Consider the following 19,148-nt stretch of genomic DNA (forward strand, 5'->3'; position numbering starts at 1 on the left):
CTCACAGACAACTGATCTCGCGCTATCACCGGGTAGTTGTCCGGCGCTTCATTCGTATGCCTTCGCCATAGCGTGGAAGGACTTCTTAGGGGTGAGGCTGCCATCCGGCATCAGCTTGCATACCCCGTAGGACGCCATGTCGAGGTCGAACAGCGGGTCCGTGCGGTGTGGGAACTCGTAGCAGGCGAAGGTGAACCAGAACGCGGTGTCCACGCCCTCCTCATCGAAGACCGCCAGCATCTCGTGCAGGTAGCGGACCTGCTCGTCCTCGTCGCGGGTATAGACCCCGTCGAGCCGGGTCGGGTTCGCCGGATTGTCGACAATGGTCCAGCCGAGGCCGCCGCGGGCCGCCGCGCCCCGGTACGTGCAGCAGCCGAACTCGGTGGCCGCGAGCGGCTTACCGTGCCGGAAGTAGGTTCGAAGGCCTTCGCGAAAGGCATCGCCGGAGTCGCCGTAGGCATCGGCGCTGACGATATCGAAGGGCGTCCAGTCGATCTGCTCCCAGATGCCGGAGGCGTAGGTGAGTTTGCCGCGGAACCGTTCGCGCACCACCGCCGCGATATCGACCAGCACGACATCCAGCCGCTTGCCGATCTCCTCGATCGAGGCCAGCGCCGCGGAATCGCCGTCGGTCACGGCCTTGATCCTGGCGAGACTGTCTTCGCCGGGGAGGAAGCCCGCGGCGAACAGGCTCAGCTCGCAGCCGGTGACGAATACGTCGGCTCCCACCTCCTGGGCGCGGTCCGCGCAGTCGGCGAAGTACGGCACCAGCTCCGCGGCGGACAGTTCACAGGGGAACGGGGAGAACCAGACCTCGAGCCCGGCATCGACGGCGTGCCCGGCGGCGATGGCCAGCCGTTCGGGGTCGCCGCCGGTGATCCGCACGGCGTCGCAGTGCAGGTCTTCGGCGATGATCCGAATCTCCCGCCGCACCGCGTCGGCGTCGAAGACGGGCCGCGAATTTCGCCCACCGGGTGTGAAACCGGTGTCGTAGGTAATGCCCTTGGCACGCATGTCATCGCTCCTTACGAATGTTGTTGTCCCGCCGCCGGATCCGAACGTTAGGCAGGACACGAAACACCGGTCAACGAAACCGGCCCGGGATCGGAGCCGTCTTCGCTGATCACTGCCCCGATCGCCGATTGCAATGACGCTGCCGACTAATGCACGCCGAAGGGCTTCTGTTGCAATGGATTACGCCCGACTCGCATACTGGCGTCGAAATCGACCGGAGCGAGGAGCCGACCGAATGCCAGGACGCAGGTTGACCGGGGCCGACCGACGGCAGATCGCCGCGGGCTTGGCGCAGGGCCTGGATTACGCCGGAATCGCGCGCTGCCTGGGCCGACCCGCCTCGACGGTGAGCCGCGAGGTCGCGCGCAACGGCGGGCCGGGCCGCTACCGCGCGGACCTGGCACAACTGGCCACCACCCACCGCGCCCGGCGCAGCCTCCGCCCGCAGGCGACCACGAAGCGGGCCGTCGAACGCGGCGGCCCCGACCCCGACGCGGCGGCCGCGTTCATGGCCGACCTCGCCGCGGTCCTCGTCGAGACCGGTATGCCGCGCACCGCCGCCGGCGTGATGGCGTGCCTGTTCACCTCGGAGACCGGCAGCCGCACCGCCGCCGAACTGGCGCAATCTCTGCGGGTCAGCGCGGCCACCATCTCGCAAGCCGTCGGCCTGCTGCAACAACACGGGCTGATCCGTCGCGACCGGGATGGCCGGAGCAGGCGCTACCGGTATTCGCTCGACGAGAACGCGGGCCTTCACTCCGCGGTGATCGGCGTCCGCGCCAACCAGCGATTCGCCGGCACCGCCCTGCGCGGCGCCGAAATCTTCGGCACCGACACCGCCGTCGGAATCCGGCTCGCCAGCGCGGGCCGATTCCTCGAACTACTCGGCGACGACATCCTCCGCGCGGCCGAAAGGCACTGGCTCGCCACCGTGGGCGCCGGTACCTATTCCGGCCGGACGGCTACCTCAGCCGAAGAAACTGCCGATCGTGTCCCAGCCGAGCACCGAATCGACCGCCAAGCCGCAGAAGACAACGGCCAGATAGTTGTTCGACTGTAGGAACAACCGCAGTGGTTTGACCGATTCGCCGCGCCGCACGCCCGCGTAGAGCTGATGCGCCATGAGCAGGAACCAGGCTCCCGCCACCAGCGCCACCGCGGCGTAGACCACACCGGTGGCCGGGATCAGCGCCAGCGTGGTGAGCACGGTCAGCCAGGTGTAGACGACGATCAGCTTGGTGACCTTCTGCTCCGTCGCCACCACCGGCAGCATCGGCACCCCGGCCGCGCGGTAATCCTCCTTGTAGCGCATGGCCAGCGCCCAGGTGTGCGGCGGCGTCCAGAAGAAGATGACGCCGAACAGCGCGATGGCGGGCCAGCCGATACTTCCGGTCACCGCCGACCAGCCGACCAGCGCGGGCATACATCCGGCCGCACCGCCCCACACCACGTTCTGCGAGGTGCGGCGCTTGAGGCCGAGGGTGTAGACGAAGACGTAGAACAGGATCGTCGCGACCACCAGGGCACCGCTGAGCAGGTTCGCCTGCCACCAGAGCCAGGCGAACGACGCGATGCCGAGCACGACGCCGAAGACGAAGGCCTGGCGGGTGGACACCGCATCCCTGGCCAGCGGGCGCTTGGCGGTGCGCTTCATCACCTTGTCGATATCGGCGTCGGCGACACAGTTCAGCGTGTTGGCGCTGGCCGCGCCCATCCAGCCACCGAACAGGGTGGCCAGGATCAGGCGGATATCGATGTGGCCCCGGTCGGCCAGCAGCATCGTGGGAATCGTTGCGACCAGCAGCAATTCGATGACGCGCGGTTTGGTGAGCGCGATATAGGCGAGTGGTCGCCGCAGTAGTCGCGACAGCAGGCCGTCACCGTTCAAACGGTCGGCCAGCGCTGTCGCGGAGGAGCCGTGCGCACCATGGCCACCCGGCTGATCACCGATCCGCACTGTTTCTCCTCGCACACTGTGCATCGCATCCGGCATTGGAACAGCAGCGCGCTCTGCCCTGCTGCTCGGCAGTGCTAGCCCAGTGCGGCGCGGCTACTACTACAGAGGATGGTAGACCCTCGGCGGCACCGCTTTCGCCAGCGCCCCCTCGCGGCGCGGACATCCATACGGGACGAACCGACCGGATCGCCCGACACGGTGCCGCCGTAAGCCGGGTTCCCGACATCGTGCTCACGCGGCACATCTAGGGTGGAACGAGTACGCCGCGAGTACGCGAGTCCGTCGACGAAACCAATGTCAGGAGAACCTCGGTCGTGTCAGTCACAGACGCCATCCGCGCCCTCACTCAGCCGAACTACCCGGACGACTGGACGGATCTGGACACCAAGGCCGTCGACACGGTGCGGGTGCTCGCCGCCGACGCGGTGCAGACCGCCGGTAACGGCCATCCGGGCACCGCGATGAGCCTCGCGCCGCTGGCCTACACCCTCTACCAGCGCGTGCTCCGGCTCGACCCGCGCGATCCGAGCTGGGTCGGCCGCGACCGGTTCGTGCTGTCCTGCGGACATTCCAGCCTCACCCAGTACATCCAGCTGTACCTGGCCGGATTCGGTCTGGAGCTGGACGATCTGAAGAACCTGCGCAAGTGGGGTTCGCTCACCCCAGGTCATCCGGAGTTCCGGCACACCGACGGCGTCGAGATCACCACGGGCCCACTGGGTCAGGGTCTGGCCTCCGCGGTCGGCATGGCGATGGCGGCGCGCCGCGAGCGCGGCCTCTTCGATCCGGATGCCGCCCCCGGCAGCAGCCCGTTCGACCACCACATCTTCGTGGTCGCCTCGGACGGCGACATGGAGGAGGGCGTCACCTCCGAGGCGTCCTCGCTGGCGGGCACCCAGCAGCTGGGCAACCTGGTGGTGATCTACGACGACAACCGGATCTCCATCGAGGACGACACCACCATCGCGTTCACCGAGGATGTCGCCGCGCGGTACCGGGCGTACGGCTGGCATGTGCAGACCGTGGAGGGCGGCGAGGACGTCACCGCCATCGAGACCGCCATCGCGGCGGCCAAGGCGGAGCTGCGCAGGCCGTCGATCATCGTGCTGCGCACCGTGATCGGCTACCCGGCGCCGAACAAGATGAACACCGGCGCCTCGCACGGCGCGGCGCTCGGCGCGGACGAGGTCGCGGCCACCAAGAAGGTGCTCGGCTTCGATCCGGAACAGTCCTTCCAGGTGGACGACGCGGTGATCGCGCACACCCGCAAGGCGATCGAGCGCGGCGCGGCGGCGCATCAGGAGTGGCAGACCGGTTTCGACGCGTGGGCACAGGCGAATCCGGAGCGCAAGGCGCTGTTCGACCGGCTGCAGGAGCGGCGTCTGCCCGAGGGCTGGGCCGCGAATCTGCCGACGTACGAGGAGGATCCGAAGGGCGTCTCCACCCGTAAGGCCTCCGGCAAGGTGCTGGCGGCGCTGGCCTCGGTGCTGCCCGAACTGTGGGGCGGCTCGGCCGACCTGGCCGAATCCAACAACACCACGATGCCGGGCGAGCCGAGCTTCGGCCCCGAGGCCATCTCGACCGGTATGTGGAAGGCCGACCCGTACGGCCGCACCCTGCATTTCGGCGTCCGCGAACACGCGATGGGCGCCATCCTGAACGGCATCGCGCTGCACGGCCCGACCCGTCCGTACGGCGGCACCTTCCTGGTGTTCAGCGACTACATGCGCCCGGCGGTGCGGTTGGCCGCGCTCATGCGGGTGCCGTCGGTGTACGTCTGGACGCACGACTCCATCGGCCTCGGCGAGGACGGCCCGACCCATCAGCCGATCGAGCACCTGGCCGCGCTGCGCGCCATCCCGGGCCTGAACGTGGTCCGGCCCGGCGACGCCAACGAGACCGCCTTCGCCTGGCGGACCATCCTGGAACGCGACAGCAGCGAACATCGTTCGCATTTCTCGGTTTCCGAGCTGCCGCACCAGGACGGCCCGTCGGCGCTCGCGCTCACCCGCCAGGACATCCCGGTGCTGGCGGGCACCAGCTTCGAGGGTGTTTCGAAGGGCGGCTACATCCTGGCCGAGGCGTCCACCGGCACCCCGCGGGTGATCCTGATCGCGACCGGTTCGGAGCTGCAGCTTGCCGTCGCCGCCCGCACTACGCTGGAGGAGCAGGGCATCGCGACCCGGGTCGTCTCGATGCCGTGCATCGAGTGGTTCGACGCACAGGACAAGGCTTACCGTGACGAAGTGCTGCCGCCCGGCATCGCCGCTCGCGTGGCCGTCGAGGCCGGTATCGCGATGCCGTGGCACCGCTTCACCGGTGACCGGGGCGAGATCGTGTCGATCGAGCACTTCGGCGCGTCCGCCGACTACAAGACCCTGTTCCGCGAATTCGGCATCACCGCCGACGCCGTCGTGGCTGCCGCGCAGCGCACGATCGAGAACGTGAAGGGATAGAACCCATGGCACAGAACGAGAATCTCGCCGCCCTCTCCGCGGCCGGCGTATCCGTCTGGCTCGACGACCTGTCCAGGGACCGGATCCAGTCCGGGAATCTGGCCGAGCTGATCGAAACCCGCAGCGTCGTCGGAGTCACCACCAACCCGACCATTTTCCAGGGCGCGCTCAGCAAGGGCCACGCCTACGACGCGCAGGTGAAGGAGCTCGCCGCCCAGGGCGCGGACGCCGACGCCGCGATCCGCACCATCACCACCGACGACGTGCGCTCGGCCTGCGATGTGCTGGCCGGGGTGTACGAGACGACGGGCGGTGTCGACGGCCGGGTGTCCATCGAGGTGGACCCGCGGCTGGCCTTCGACACGGAAAAGACCGTGGCACAGGCGATCGACCTGTGGAAGACGGTCGACCGACCCAACCTGTTCATCAAGATTCCGGCCACCGAGGAAGGCCTGCCCGCGATCACCAAGGTGATCGCCGAGGGCATCAGCGTGAACGTCACGCTGATCTTCTCGGTGCAGCGCTACCGCTCGGTGATGGGCGCCTACCTGGACGGGCTGCGCAATGCCAAGGCCGCCGGGCACGATCTGGCCCGGATCCATTCCGTCGCATCGTTCTTCGTATCCCGGGTGGATACCGAGATCGATAAGCGGCTGGAGGCCATCGGCACGCCGGAGGCGCTGGAGCTGCGCGGTAAGGCCGGAATCGCCAACGCGCGCTTGGCATACGCCGAATACCAGGACGTATTCGACGGCGGCGCGCACACCTCCACCTACGCGGTGCTCGCCTCGTCCGGCGCGAATCGGCAACGGGCGCTGTGGGCTTCGACCGGCGTGAAGAATCCGGATTACCCGGACACCATGTACGTCACCGAGCTGACCGCGCCGAACACCGTGAACACGTTGCCGGAGAAGACGATCGAGGCGGTGGCCGACCACGGCGAGATCCGCGGCGACACCATGTCCGGCACCGCGGCCGCCGCGCAGGAGGTCTTCGACCGGCTCACCGCCGTCGGCATCGATCTGGCCGACGTCTTCGACGTGCTGGAGCGCGAGGGCGTCGACAAGTTCGAAAAGTCTTGGGAAGAGCTGCTTTCCGCGACCACCGCTGAATTGGCCGGAAGCAACTGACCCAGATGGCCGGCAGGACACAAACCTGGCAGAACCCGCTGCGCGACGAGCGGGACAAGCGGCTCCCCCGCATCGCGGGCCCGTGCAGCATGGTGATCTTCGGCGTCACCGGCGACCTCTCCCGCAAGAAGCTGATGCCGGCCATCTACGACCTGGCGAACCGGGGGCTGCTGCCCCCGGGCTTCGCGCTGGTCGGCTTCGCCCGGCGCGACTATGCGGACGAGGATTTCGCGCAGGTGGTGCTCGACGCGGTGAAGGCGCATGCGCGCACCCCGTTCCGGCAGGAGGTCTGGGACCACCTCGCCGAGGGAATTCGCTTCGTACAGGGCACCTTCGACGACAACGACGCATTCACCCGGCTCGCCGATACCCTCGCCAAGCTGGACAAGGACCGCGGCACCGGCGGCAATCACGCCTTCTACCTGTCGATTCCGCCGAATATGTTCCCGGTGGTGCTCGACCAGCTGTCCCAGCACGGGCTGGCCAAGCCGGAGGCGGTCAACGGCCGCAATCCGTGGCGGCGGGTGGTGATCGAGAAGCCGTTCGGGCACGACCTGGAAAGCGCCCAGGAGCTGAACGCCCTTGTCAACCGGGTCTTTCCGGAGGAAACGGTCTTCCGGATCGACCACTACCTCGGCAAGGAGACGGTGCAGAACGTCCTGGCGCTGCGCTTCGCGAACCAGCTGTTCGACCCGATCTGGAACGCCAACTTCGTCGACCACGTCCAGATCACCATGGCCGAGGACATCGGATTGGGCGGGCGCGCAGGCTATTACGACGGCATCGGCGCCGCCCGCGACGTGATCCAGAATCATCTGCTGCAGCTGCTCGCGCTCACCGCCATGGAGGAGCCGATCAGCTTCCAGCCGACCCAGCTGCAGCTGGAGAAGATCAAGGTGCTCTCGGCCACCAAACTCGTCGAGCCCCTTGATGAGACCACCGCGCGCGGACAGTACGCGGAGGGCTGGCAGGGCGGCGAGCACGTGGTCGGCCTGCTCGACGAGGAGGGTTTCGACCCGCAGTCGAAGACCGAGACGTACGCCGCGATCACGCTCGAGGTGGATACCCGGCGCTGGGCCGGCGTCCCGTTCTATCTGCGCACCGGAAAGCGCTTGGGTCGCAGGGTGACCGAGATAGCCGTGGTGTTCAAGCGCGCCCCGCATCTGCCGTTCGACCAGACCATGACCGAGGAGCTGGGGCAGAACGCGCTGGTGATCCGGGTGCAGCCGGATGAGGGCATCACCATGCGCTTCGGCTCGAAGGTGCCCGGTTCCGGCATGGAAGTGCGCGACGTCAATATGGATTTCAGCTACGGCGAGGCATTCACCGAATCCTCCCCCGAGGCATACGAGCGCCTGATCCTCGATGTGCTGCTCGGGGTGCCGTCGCTGTTCCCGGTGAACGCGGAGGTCGAATTGTCCTGGCGCATCCTGGATCCGGTGCTCGAGCACTGGGCCGCCAACGGCAAACCGGAGCAGTACGAGGCGGGCACATGGGGTCCCGCGTCGGCCGACGAGATGCTCGCCCGCACCGGGCGGGAATGGCGGCGGCCGTGATCATCGACATGCCGGACACGACGACCGGCGACGTCACGAAACGCCTTGTGCAGCTGCGGGAAAGCAATGGCGTCATCACCATGGGCCGGGTGCTCACCCTGGTGGTGTGCACGCTGGACAGCTCCGAGGCCGAGGACGCCATCGACGCCGCCAACGACGCCAGCCGCGAACACCCTTGCCGGGTGGTCGTTTTGGCGCGCGGCGATCGCGAGGCGCAGACCCGGCTCGACGCGCAGATCCGGGTCGGCGGCGACGCGGGCGCGGCCGAGGTGATAGTGCTGCGACTGCAGGGCGAGCTGGTGAGCCACGAGAGCAGCGTGGTGATCCCGTTCCTGCTGCCCGACACCCCGGTGGTGGCCTGGTGGCCGCGGGGCGCGCCGGAGTTCCCGTCCAAGGATTCGGTCGGCCGCCTGGCGACCCGCCGCATCACCGACGCCACCTTCGCGCCGGATCCGCTGTCCGCCATCAAGCGGCGGCGCGGCTCGTACGCCACCGGCGACACCGATCTGGCCTGGAGCCGGATCACCTACTGGCGGGCCCTGCTCGCCGCCGCCATGGACGAACCGCCGTACGAGCCGGTCAGCTCGGTGACGGTGTCCGGGTTGCGCGACGAACCGGCGCTGGACATGCTGGCGGGCTGGTTCGCCGCCCGGCTGGACTGCCCGGTGGTGCGGCGCACGGGTGCGCTGCGGGTGGAGGTGCACCGCCCGTCGGCCTCGATCGCGATCGAACGCCCGCAGACCGGGCGCACCGCGACGCTGACCAGGACCGGGGATCCGGATCAGCGAATCGCGTTGGCGCGCAGGGAAACCAACGAGTGCCTGGCCGAGGAGCTGCGCCGGTTGGACGCCGACGAGATCTACGCCGAGGCGCTGGCCGGAATCGAGAAGGTCACCTATGAGTGAGTACGAAGTGCTGAGCGATACCGACGGACTGGTGGCGGCGGCCGCGGCGCGGTTCGTGGACGTGGTCGTCGCCGCGCAGCGGGCGCGCGGCTCGGCGTCGGTGGTGCTGACCGGCGGCGGCACCGGAATCGCGCTGCTGGAGCTGGTGCGCCGGGAGCCGGGAGCCATCGACTGGTCGCGGCTCGACGTCTTCTGGGGCGACGAAAGGTTCGTCCCCGCTGGCGATCCCGAGCGCAACGACCTGCAGGCCCGGCAGGCGCTACTGGACCACGTTCCGGTGAATCCGGCCCGGGTGCATCCGGTGTCCACCTCGGACGGCGAGTATCCGGATCCGGTCGAGGCGGCCGCGGAGTACGGCGCCGCCGTACACGCCCACCTGGCCGAGCACGGCGCCTTCGATCTGCATCTGCTCGGCATGGGCGGTGAGGGACATGTGAATTCGCTCTTCCCGCACACCGCCGCGGTGCGCGAGGAGCACGAACTCGTTGTCGCGGTGAGCGATTCGCCGAAGCCGCCACCCGTGCGGGTGACGCTGACGCTGCCCGCGGTGCGGCGGGCCCGGCATGTGGTGCTGGTGGTCGGCGGAGCGGGGAAGGCGGAGGCCGTCGCGGCGGCGATGGGCGGAGCCGATCCGGTCGACTTCCCGGCCGCGGGCGCGATCGGTTCGGAATCGACCACCTGGCTGCTGGACAAGGCCGCGGCGGCCCGGCTGAGCTGAGTCGGCAGGGTTCGGTTTTCCGGGCCCGCTTCGCGCAAGATCTACGCCGATCGCGCACCGTGATCGACAATATTCCGGAAAATGCTGTGCGACAGGTTGTTCGAGCCGTAGGCTCCTGGCCGTGAGGGCGCGATGACGGACGTTGATCTCGACGAACGGTTCCGGGCGGAGATCTCCGCGCTGACACCCCGGCCGCACCGGCCGCCGACCGAGGAGATCGCGCCGGGCATCACCGGAGCGCAATGCCTGGAGCTGTTCGAATCCCAGGCCACAAGTAGGCATCTCGACCTGGCCGCGCGCCGCCTCGGCAGCGCCAAGCGCGGGTACTACAGCATCGGTTCGTCCGGTCACGAGGGCAATGCCGCGCTGGCGATGGCGCTGCGCACCACCGATCCCGCACTGCTGCACTATCGTTCGGGCGCGTTCTTCGTGCAGCGCTGCCGTCAGGTCGGCGGGCTGGACCCGATCCGGGACGTGCTGCTCGGCGTCGTCGCGGCGGCCGCGGACCCGATATCCGGCGGCAGGCACAAGGTCTTCGGCAGCAAACCGGCCTCGATCATCCCGATGACCTCCACCATCGCCTCCCACCTGCCGCGCGCGGTCGGGCTGGCCTTCGGCATCGAACGCGCACAGCGCCTGGGTGTTCCGGCCGAGTGGCCGTCGGATGCGGTGGTGCTGTGCAGTTTCGGTGACGCGTCGGCGAATCATTCGACCGCGGTCGGCGCCATCAATGCCGCGATTCACACGGCCCACCAAGGGGTTGCGCTACCGCTGCTGTTCGTCTGCGAGGACAACGGGATCGGCATCAGCGTGCCGACGCCGCCGGACTGGATCGAATACGCGTACGGCAGCAGGCGGGGACTGCGCTATTTCACCGCCGACGGCTGCGATCCCCTTGCGGCGCTGACGGTTTCGCGGCAGGCCGCCGACTGGGTGCGCGAGCAGCGCAAACCCGCGTTCCTGCGGTTGCGCACCATCCGGCTGATGGGCCACGCGGGTTCGGATATGGAGGCCGCCTACCGCCGCCCCGGCGATATCGCGGCCGACCTCGTGCACGACCCCGTACTGGCGACCGGACGCCTGCTCGCCGAATCCGGCGTCGCCCGGCCCGACGAGGTGATCGACCGGTACGACGAAATCGGCGGCCGGGTCGCGTTCATGGCCGAAGTGGTCTGGCGGGAACCGAAATTGACCTCTGCGGCGGCGGTCATGGCGCCGCTGGCTCCCGCGCATCCGGACGCGGTGCGCGAGGATGTGCTGCGCGGGTCGTGGACCGCGGTCGAAACCACTTCCGCCGCCGCGGCATCGGGCAGCGGCGTCCCCGCGACTGATTCCGCGGCCGCGCCGAATCAGGCAGCGGCGCAGGGCGATCCGCTGACGCTCGCGCAGGCGATCAACGGCACCCTCGCCGACATCATGGTGCGCGACCGCGACGTGCTGGTATTCGGCGAGGACGTCGGCCGTAAAGGCGGCGTCTACGGCGTCACGAAGGGCCTGCGCAAGCTGTTCGGCGCGCGCCGCGTCTTCGACACCCTGCTCGACGAACAGAGCGTCCTCGGCACCGCGCTGGGTACGGCGCTCACCGGATTCGTGCCGGTGCCGGAGATCCAATACCTCGCCTACCTGCACAATGCCGCCGACCAACTGCGCGGCGAGGCGGCGACCCTGCAGTTCTTCTCGCACGGCCACTATCGCAACCCGATGGTGGTCCGGATCGCCGGCTACGCATATCAGAAGGGTTTCGGCGGCCACTTCCACAACGACAATTCCGTTGCGGCGCTGCGGGATATCCCCGGGCTGGTGGTGGCGTCGCCATCCCGCGCCGACGATGCCGCCGCCCTGCTACGCACCTGCGTCTCGGCGGCCAGGGTGGACGGGCGCGTCTGCGTCTTCCTCGAGCCTATCGCGCTGTACCACACCCGTGATTTGTACAGCCCCGGCGACAACGGTTGGCTGGCAACGCCTTCCGGCGAGCATGTGCCCATCGGGCGGGCCCGCTGCTACGGCGACGGCGCCGACCTCACCATCGTCAGCTTCGCCAACGGCGTTCCGATGAGCCTGCGCGTGGCGGCCCGGCTCGCCGAACGCGGTGTACACGCTCGGGTGCTCGACCTGCGCTGGCTCACCCCGCTGCCCGCCGACGATCTGCTGCGGCACGCCAATGCCACCGGCCGGGTGCTGATCGCCGACGAAACCCGGTACAGCGGCGGTGTCTCCGAATCCGTCTGCGCCGCCCTGCTCGACGCCGGATTCGACGGCCGAATCGCCCGCGCCACCAGCGAGGACAGCTTCGTTCCGCTCGGACCGGCCGCCGACACCGTGCTGCTCGACGAGACCAGGATCGAGGCCGCCGCCGACAAACTCCTCGCCGACCGCTGACCCGCACAGCACACCGCGCCCGATCCGGGGACCGATTCGCCCGATTCGGTACAGCAGCGCAGGTTCGGGCGATTCGGAGTCGGCCCGCACCCGGCCGAATACAGTAGAGGCAGCGGTGACCTGCGGCGGAAGGGGATGGTCATGACGGGGATGTCCATGCTCGGCGAGGTGCGGCCGGAGCACCGGCACACACCGGACGGAGATCTGGTGTTACTGCACTACCTGCGGTCGTTCCGGTTGCCGGTGCTCGAGGTGTGGTCGGCCTGCACGGATCGAAACCAGTTGTCGCGCTGGCTCGGCGCCGTCACCGGGGGCGGCGGAAACCTGACCATCGAGCCGTCGGACGGACCGGTGCCGGGGGCGCTGGCCATCCGGATCGATCACTGCCGCGCGCCGCACGAACTGGTGTTGCATGTGGACGGCGGCCTTGTCGAGCTCGCGTTCAACCAGGTCGGCGTCGTCACGACGGTCGAACTCGTTCGCCGTCATCTCTCGCCCGCCGCCGCGGCCGCGATGGGGCCGCGCTGGCAGTACCTCCTCGACCGGCTCACCGCCTATCTCCAGGGTGAGCAGCTGCCGCGCTGGTCGGATTATCCGAAGCTGACCGACGAGTACCACTGATCGGTACCCCGCCCGAACTGCGTACGGGCGGTGAGTCTTTCACAGCGTGTAGTGTGGATCGGTTCGGCCGATGGACAGGTGGAGGCGGCTTTGCAGGTTGGCGACGTGCTGGTCAAACGCGAGGATTCGGGCGAGTGGGCCGTGGTGAAGGTGCTCGTGGTGGATGTGTGGCCGGATGGCGGTGAGCTGCTGCACTGCCTGATGTATCGCTCCACCAGTGAACGACCGACCCCGGACGTGGTGGCCGGGCTCGAGGTGCTGGCCTACCATGCGCCGTTGCGCGCCACGGCCTTTCGCGGCGCGTGGGAGGTGCTCGGCACCTGTGCGGTCGCCCCGGCGGATCTGGTCGGGTTCCACGAGTACCTCAAACGGGTGGACTTCCGCCGCTATCTGGCGGAGACCGGGCAGAATCTGGAAACCGTTGTCGCCAGAGCCAATTCGCATTTCGCGGCGGGCGGCGCGCTGAACGATCAGCAGCGGCACCGCGAGGCCATCGAGGAATACACCAGGGCCGCCGACCTTTTCCCGCTCTTCTACGAGGCCATCGACAACCGCGGCTTCAGCTATATGAACATCGGCGATTACCGTTCGGCCCTCGACGATTTCGAGCATTCCCTACAAATCCACCCCGACGGTGAGGCCGCCTACTTCTCCAGCGGTGAATGCCTGCTCCGGCTGGGCAAATTGGATGAGGCCGAGGCCATTTTCGAGGCGGGCGCGGTGGATTCGACCCAGTACCGGGAGCTACATCAGAAATTCCTCGGCCTGGTGCGCGATCTGCGCGGCGACGGGTTGCCGTCCACCGGTTGACGCCTAATGGGCGCTGCCGGACGAAGTCCGTCTTCAGACCGCGCATGGCCGGAGCGAATGCGGAGGTACGCCTACGTTCGCGCGGCCTCGCGGCGCAGGGCGCCGAGATGGGCGGTGAGCAGCGCGTTCACCTGGTCGGCGCGTTCCAGTTGTACCAGATGGCCCGCACCGGACACCTCGGTGACGGCGCGCAGGTCGGGCACGTGGGAACGCATGGTGGCCAACGGATCCCGGCCGCTGAACCCGGCCATATCCAGATCCTTCGCACCGTACAGGAAGAACGCGGGCACGGTGACCGTGGTCGGCAGCTCGGCGGTGAGCTCCCAGTTGCGGTCCAGGCAGCGGTACCAGTTGAGCCCGCCGGTGAAGCCGGTGCGGACGAAATCCGCTGCCAGCGTATCGAATTCATCCTTGTCGAGCCACGGCCACGGCAGCGCGGGCGCCTGCGGCAGCACGTCGAGGTAGCCGTGATTCTCGGCGGGATACCGCCAGACGTCGAAGTAGTTGTACTCCGCGCTCAGCGCGTAGTAGACGCGGGCAAGGAAATCCCTTGGGTGCGCGTCGAGTTCGGCATCGGCGACGCCGGGCCGCTGAAAATAGTCCAGGTGCAGGAAATGTCGCCGCGCGGCCTTGGCCCACAGTTCGCTCGGGCGGCGCGGCGGCCGCGGCGCGTACGGATTGTTCAGCACCATCACCGCGCGCACCCGCTCCGGCGCACGCAGCGCCAACTCCCACACCAGGGCCGCGCCGAAATCGAGTCCGACGAAAACCGCCCGCTCGGAACCGATCTCGTCGAGCAGGCCGAGCAGATCGCCGATCACCGCGCGGTTCGTGTACGCCGCCGGATCCGCGGGCGCCTCGGTGCGGCCGTAGCCGCGCAGATCCGGCGCGATGGCCCGGTATCCGGCCGCCGCCACGGCCGCCAGCTGGTGGTGCCAGATGAACCAGGTGTGCGGGAACCCGTGGCAGAAAATAACCGGGTCACCGGCGCCCTGTTCGGCCACGTGCAGCCGAATATCGTTGGTGGTCACGAACCGATGGGTTACCTGCACGACCAACTCCATAGCTAGAACACGTTTCTAATGGTCGGTAGTGTACCGAGGTCATGGACGCAACACCTGGCAAGCTATCCGACCGCATCGCGGTCGTCACCGGCGGGAGCCGCGGCATCGGGAAGGGTATCGCGCTGGAACTCGGCGCGGCGGGCGCGACGGTCTACGTCACGGGCCGGTCCGCCACACCGGGCAAACTGCCCGGATCGGTCGGCGAGACCGCGGCCGCCATCGACGAGGCGGGTGGGCTTGGCGTGCCCGTCGTCTGCGATCATCGCGACGACGACGCGGTGCGCGACCTGTTCGACCAGATCCGGGATACCAACGGCCGCTTGGACATTCTGGTCAACAACGTCTACGACTCCCCCGCGAGCGCCCGCTGGCTCGGTAAGCCGTTCTGGGCGGTGCCGCCGCACGCCTGGGACGAGACCTTCGATATCGGCGTCCGATCCCATTACGTGGCAAGCCATTTCGCCGCACCGCTGCTGCTGGCCGCGGACGGCCTGATCGTCAACGTGTCCTCGCCGGGTTCGCGGCGCTACCTGCACAACGCCGTATACGGTGTCGCCAAAACCGCGCTCGACCGGCTCACCGCCGATCTGGCGCACGATCTGGCCGATACCGGGGTCACCGTGGTATCCATTTGGCCCGGCATCGTGAATACCGAACTGCTGCAACTGGTTCCGGCCGACGCCAGCGGTCACCGCCGCATCACCCTGCCCGGCGAGGGCACCTTCGACCTCGACGAGGCCGAAACCCCGCGCTTCGCCGGACGCGCCGTGGTCGCACTGGCCGCCGACCCCGCGCGCCGGGCCCGCACCGGATCACCGTGGCCGATGGCCGATCTCGCCGAACATTACGGCTTCACCGATATCGACGGCCGGGTGCCGCGCACCGAATGACAGCGCAAAGCGGCCGGACCACGCCGGGCCCGGCCGCGAAGACGACGCTGCGCCGGGCGCACCCGGCCGCATCGATCAGGAGAACTTGATTTCCAACCCGATGCCGAGAATGCAGATGAGCCAGATCAGCCCGGTGAAGATGGTGATTCGGTCGAGGTTCTTCTCCACCACCGTCGACCCCGACAGGCTGGACTGGACGCCGCCGCCGAACAGGCTGGACAGACCTCCACCCTTGGCGCGGTGCAGCAGCACCAGCAGCACCAGCAGCACGCTGGTGATGATCAGGAGGATATCCAGGAACATCCGCATGCCGATCAGTCTATGCGGTCGTCCGAATCACACCGAATCAGGCACGCTTACGCGCGCTCGCCTGCCGTTTTCCCAGCTCCTGCAAGGCGAACCGCCCGGCCGGTACCGTGGTGCTCGATAACCACATACGAGGAGTGCGTGAGATGGATCCAGTCGCCGACGCCGTCCGGACGATGGCCCGCCGCTTCGCCGAACTGGCGGCCGCGGCCCCGGATCAGAACCGATCGGTGGCGGCCACACCGGGCTGGTCGATCGGCGACGTACTCGGTCACGTCGCGATGGAACCGTCGCGCTACCGCGAGCTGGCGCTCGGCCGCGGCGAATGGCCCGCCCGCGCGGCCGAATTGCCCGCCTTCAACGCCGAACAGATCCGCACGCTGCCGACCCGCGATCCCGAGAAGCTGGCGGCGCGCCTCATCGCCGACACCGACGACTTCCTGGAAACCGTCGCCGCGGGCGGGCCCGACTTGACGATGATGTTCGACGGCGATCAGCGCATCAGGGCCGACCGGGCGCGCGGAACGCTATTGGCGGAGTTCATCGTGCACGGCCACGACATCGCGGCCACGCTCGGCAGGCCGTGGTCGATTGATCCGGCGCATGTGCCGATCGTCATGGACGGTCTCACCCAGGTGATACCCGGCTGGGTCGATCCAGCCCGATCCGGCGGCCATACCGCCAGCTATGAGCTGCGGCTGCGCGGCCTCAACCGCTATTTCTTCCGGTTCACCGCCGGACAGGTGACCATCGGCGAGCCGGGACCGGTCGATGTGCATATCAGCGCCGAACCGGTCACGCTGCTGCTGTTGAACTACGGCAGGCTCGCACCGTGGAAACCGGCGCTCACCGGCAAGGTGCTGGCCTGGGGCCGAAAACCTTGGCTCGCACTGGGATTCAACCGGCGATTCCTACCGGCCTAGTCGAAGGCGTCCCGCCCCTGTGCGCCGCCCCACCTGCAGGCGCTGTCGGCGAAGCCGTCCGCAGCGCGCATGGCCCGAGCGAATGTGGAGGTACGCCTGACAGGCGCTGTCGGTGAAGCCATCCCCGGCCCCGCGCACGGCCGAACGAACGCGGACGTACGCCTAATGGACGCCGTCGGCGAAACCGTCCGCAGCCGCGCATGGCCGGAGCGAATGCGGACGCCTAGTGCGGCTGCACCGCTACGAGGTGGGTCTGCGCTTCGCCGGTCGCGAATTCCGCTACCGCCTCCTCGTGCGCCTGATCCTGTGCGGTGAGCCGCACCTGGTGCTGATGCATATGCTCGGCCCACGATCGGACCACGAAAGCCTCTACGTACCGGTCGATTTCGCCGACATCGCGGTACAGGCGCCACTCCATCGCACCCGTCCGCTGCATGGACCGGCCGACGTAGGCCATCGCGGCGAGGAAATCGTCGATGCGGTCCTCCGGCACGTCGTAGCGGCGCATCACCAGCACCGGGCCGTCGGACGGATCCGGTTCGACGGCGAGTTCCGGATCCGGCCAGAACGGCGTCGGCGTCAGATCGACCTCCTCGGCGTTGTGCCGGATCTTCAGCCACAGCGTGCTCACCGCGCAGCCCCCCAGCAGCACCGCGGCGGCGAGCAGCGCGCGCACCGGACCGAATGCGCCCGCCACCAGACCCCAGATCAGCGATCCGACCGCCTGGCCCGCCATGAACACCAGCAGATACACCGACAGCCCGCGCGCACGCACCCATGCGGGCAGCAAGAGCTGCACCGTCGAATTCAGCGTCGACATGGACAGCATCCAGGCCAGTCCGGCGCCGACCAGCAGCGCGAGCACCACCGGCAGATTGGGCACGACGGCGACGCCCGCGGTGGCGACGCCGAAGATCACCGCCGCGGCGGCGAGCCGCTGGGTCGGGGTGAGCAGCACCCGAATCCGGGACAGCGACAGCGCGCCGCACACCGCGCCGACACCGAGCGCACCGAGCATCAGGCCGTAACCCGATGAGGTGAGGCCGAGCTGGTCGCGGGCGATCACCGGCAGCAGCGCCCACACCGCGCTACCCGGGCCGACGAACAGGATCGTGCGATACAGCACCTTCCTGATCGCCGGCGCCGAGCGGACGAATCGGGTGCCCGCCTGCACCGCGGCCAGCGGCCGCTCGCTGGGCAGTTTGCGTTTCTTCGGCGGGCGGCGCCAGACCGCCAGCACCGCGACGATGCCGCCGAACGAGATCGCGTTCAAGACGAACACCAGCGTCGGCCCGAACAGCGAGACCAGCACGCCGGCCAGCGCGGGCCCCACCGCGCGGCCGATGTTGAAATTCATGCTGCCGAGCGCGGACGCCGCCGGAATCTGTTCGCGTGCAACCAGTTCCGGCTGGATTGCCTGCCAGGCCGGTGCGGTGAGCGCCTGACCGCAGCCGAGCAGGAACAGCAGCGTCAGCAGTACGGCCGGGGTGGTGTGCCCGGTCGCGGTGAATACCGCGAGCACCGCGGCGAGCACCGCCATCGTCGACTGCGCGCTCAGCAGCAGCCTGCGCCGGTCGACCAGGTCGGCGATCACGCCGGACGGTATCGCCAGCATCATGACCGGGAGGGTGAGGGCGGTTTGCACGAAGGAAACCAGCGCGGCGGCGTTCGGCTCGTCCACCAGGATCCACTGCGCGCCCACCGTCTGCATCCAGGTGCCGAGGTTCGACACCAGCTGCGCGATCCACAGCGCCCGGTAGATTCGCGACCGCATCGGCGCCCAAGTCGAAATGGTTGGGGTCGATGCGGTCACGGTGCTCATTACCCTGAGCTTAGTGCCGCTGATCCGCTCATCCGACGTCTCTAGCGATCACGATCGGGTTCGCCGCGATCCGGGCCACGGTCTCCGCGTCGGGCGGGAATTCCCGTGCCCACAGCACCCAATCGGCCCGCAGCTCGGGGAGGGTGACCTGCGGCTGATCCACCGCGGAGAGCAGGCGGCCGGACCAGTCCATCTCGACCGTTTCCTCGGCGAAACCCATTGTGTAGCACAGGTAGTCGTTCCATCCGGCATACGATGTGGACAGCGTCAGCCGGTCCGGCGCGTCGAGTGCGAGCAGCCACCGCCCGTGCGCCCAATCCTGGTCGCTCAGCAACAGATTCGCCGTCAGCCGCAGCGGGCTCCGCCACGTCCAGCACCAAATCGGCGGCGCCCCAGCCGAATCGATCCCACGCCGAGCCATCTCGGCGACCACCGCCCGATACGCCGGACCGTAATCACCCGGCACGGTCGCCCAATCGGCCAGGTACTCCCCCTCGGCGTGGAGGGCGGCAACCACCTCGGGCGCCTGCAACGTCCACAATCGCACCCGCACATGATCGGCCGCCGCACACCGCCGAGGCAAGCGACCCGCGCTCC

General features: G+C 68.6%; 17 protein-coding genes. 11 read left to right on the forward strand and 6 right to left on the reverse strand.

The features are described from left to right. Window positions 1-48: 48 nt before the first annotated feature. A complete protein-coding gene (locus F5544_RS27790) occupies window positions 49-1,014 on the reverse strand; it encodes a hypothetical protein (protein WP_167475917.1) in 966 nt (321 codons plus the stop codon). 235 nt (window positions 1,015-1,249) lie between these two features. Here F5544_RS27790 and F5544_RS47130 point away from each other — a divergent pair, with 235 nt between their 5' ends. Next, on the forward strand, window positions 1,250-2,074 hold the full coding sequence (locus F5544_RS47130; RefSeq protein ID WP_203217364.1) for a helix-turn-helix domain-containing protein: 825 nt from the start codon (window positions 1,250-1,252) through the stop codon (window positions 2,072-2,074). On the opposite strand, the gene F5544_RS27800 is transcribed toward F5544_RS47130, so the two are convergent. Next, window positions 1,982-2,971, reverse strand: a complete 990-nt coding sequence (locus tag F5544_RS27800; protein WP_167475918.1) for a heme o synthase — start codon at window positions 2,969-2,971, stop codon at window positions 1,982-1,984. The genes F5544_RS47130 and F5544_RS27800 overlap by 93 nt on opposite strands. Window positions 2,972-3,285: 314 nt before the next feature. On the opposite strand from F5544_RS27800, the gene tkt reads away from it, so the two are divergent. From tkt to F5544_RS27840, 8 genes are all read left to right on the forward strand, one after another. Next, window positions 3,286-5,427, forward strand: coding sequence for a transketolase (gene tkt, locus F5544_RS27805; protein ID WP_167475919.1), 2,142 nt, complete (start codon window positions 3,286-3,288; stop codon window positions 5,425-5,427). 5 nt (window positions 5,428-5,432) lie between these two features. After that, complete coding sequence (gene tal / locus F5544_RS27810) at window positions 5,433-6,557, forward strand: transaldolase (protein ID WP_167475920.1); 1,125 nt, start codon at window positions 5,433-5,435, stop codon at window positions 6,555-6,557. Between the two features lie 5 nt (window positions 6,558-6,562). Then, window positions 6,563-8,113, forward strand: a complete 1,551-nt coding sequence (gene zwf, locus F5544_RS27815; protein ID WP_167475921.1) for a glucose-6-phosphate dehydrogenase — start codon at window positions 6,563-6,565, stop codon at window positions 8,111-8,113. Beyond that, window positions 8,110-9,018 (forward strand): glucose-6-phosphate dehydrogenase assembly protein OpcA, encoded by a 909-nt coding sequence (gene opcA / locus F5544_RS27820; protein WP_174867421.1) that lies wholly within the window; start codon window positions 8,110-8,112, stop codon window positions 9,016-9,018. The genes zwf and opcA overlap by 4 nt, the downstream gene beginning before the upstream one ends. Continuing rightward, complete coding sequence (gene pgl / locus F5544_RS27825; RefSeq protein ID WP_167475923.1) at window positions 9,011-9,736, forward strand: 6-phosphogluconolactonase; 726 nt, start codon at window positions 9,011-9,013, stop codon at window positions 9,734-9,736. The genes opcA and pgl overlap by 8 nt, the downstream gene beginning before the upstream one ends. A 132-nt stretch (window positions 9,737-9,868) precedes the next feature. Next, complete coding sequence (locus F5544_RS27830; protein ID WP_167475924.1) at window positions 9,869-12,115, forward strand: thiamine pyrophosphate-dependent enzyme; 2,247 nt, start codon at window positions 9,869-9,871, stop codon at window positions 12,113-12,115. A gap of 141 nt (window positions 12,116-12,256) precedes the next feature. Then, window positions 12,257-12,736, forward strand: coding sequence for an SRPBCC domain-containing protein (locus tag F5544_RS27835; RefSeq protein ID WP_167475925.1), 480 nt, complete (start codon window positions 12,257-12,259; stop codon window positions 12,734-12,736). Window positions 12,737-12,826: 90 nt separating this feature from the next. After that, window positions 12,827-13,546: a tetratricopeptide repeat protein gene (locus tag F5544_RS27840; protein ID WP_167475926.1), complete on the forward strand. Its 720-nt coding sequence runs from the start codon at window positions 12,827-12,829 to the stop codon at window positions 13,544-13,546. 71 nt (window positions 13,547-13,617) lie between these two features. Here the strand turns inward: F5544_RS27840 and F5544_RS27845 are convergent, their stop codons facing one another. Further along, window positions 13,618-14,610, reverse strand: a complete 993-nt coding sequence (locus F5544_RS27845; protein ID WP_167475927.1) for an alpha/beta fold hydrolase — start codon at window positions 14,608-14,610, stop codon at window positions 13,618-13,620. A gap of 41 nt (window positions 14,611-14,651) precedes the next feature. Between F5544_RS27845 and F5544_RS27850 the strand changes: the two genes are divergently transcribed. After that, window positions 14,652-15,500 (forward strand): SDR family NAD(P)-dependent oxidoreductase, encoded by an 849-nt coding sequence (locus F5544_RS27850; RefSeq protein WP_167475928.1) that lies wholly within the window; start codon window positions 14,652-14,654, stop codon window positions 15,498-15,500. 75 nt (window positions 15,501-15,575) lie between these two features. Here the strand turns inward: F5544_RS27850 and secG are convergent, their stop codons facing one another. Then, entirely contained in the window at window positions 15,576-15,809 is a 234-nt protein-coding gene (secG, locus tag F5544_RS27855) for a preprotein translocase subunit SecG (RefSeq protein WP_167475929.1), read from the reverse strand. A 143-nt stretch (window positions 15,810-15,952) separates the two neighbouring features. Between secG and F5544_RS27860 the strand changes: the two genes are divergently transcribed. Further along, entirely contained in the window at window positions 15,953-16,729 is a 777-nt protein-coding gene (locus tag F5544_RS27860) for a maleylpyruvate isomerase family mycothiol-dependent enzyme (protein WP_167475930.1), read from the forward strand. 223 nt (window positions 16,730-16,952) lie between these two features. On the opposite strand, the gene F5544_RS27865 is transcribed toward F5544_RS27860, so the two are convergent. Further along, the gene (locus F5544_RS27865; protein ID WP_167475931.1) at window positions 16,953-18,551 is read right to left on the reverse strand and encodes an MFS transporter; all 1,599 of its coding nucleotides are present in this window, start codon (window positions 18,549-18,551) and stop codon (window positions 16,953-16,955) included. Window positions 18,552-18,579: 28 nt separating this feature from the next. Then, window positions 18,580-19,098, reverse strand: a complete 519-nt coding sequence (locus F5544_RS27870; RefSeq protein ID WP_167475932.1) for a hypothetical protein — start codon at window positions 19,096-19,098, stop codon at window positions 18,580-18,582. Between the last annotated feature and the right edge of the window lie 50 nt (window positions 19,099-19,148).

The organism is Nocardia arthritidis (genome assembly GCF_011801145.1).
GTDB classification, from domain to species: Bacteria; Actinomycetota; Actinomycetes; order Mycobacteriales; family Mycobacteriaceae; genus Nocardia; species Nocardia arthritidis_A.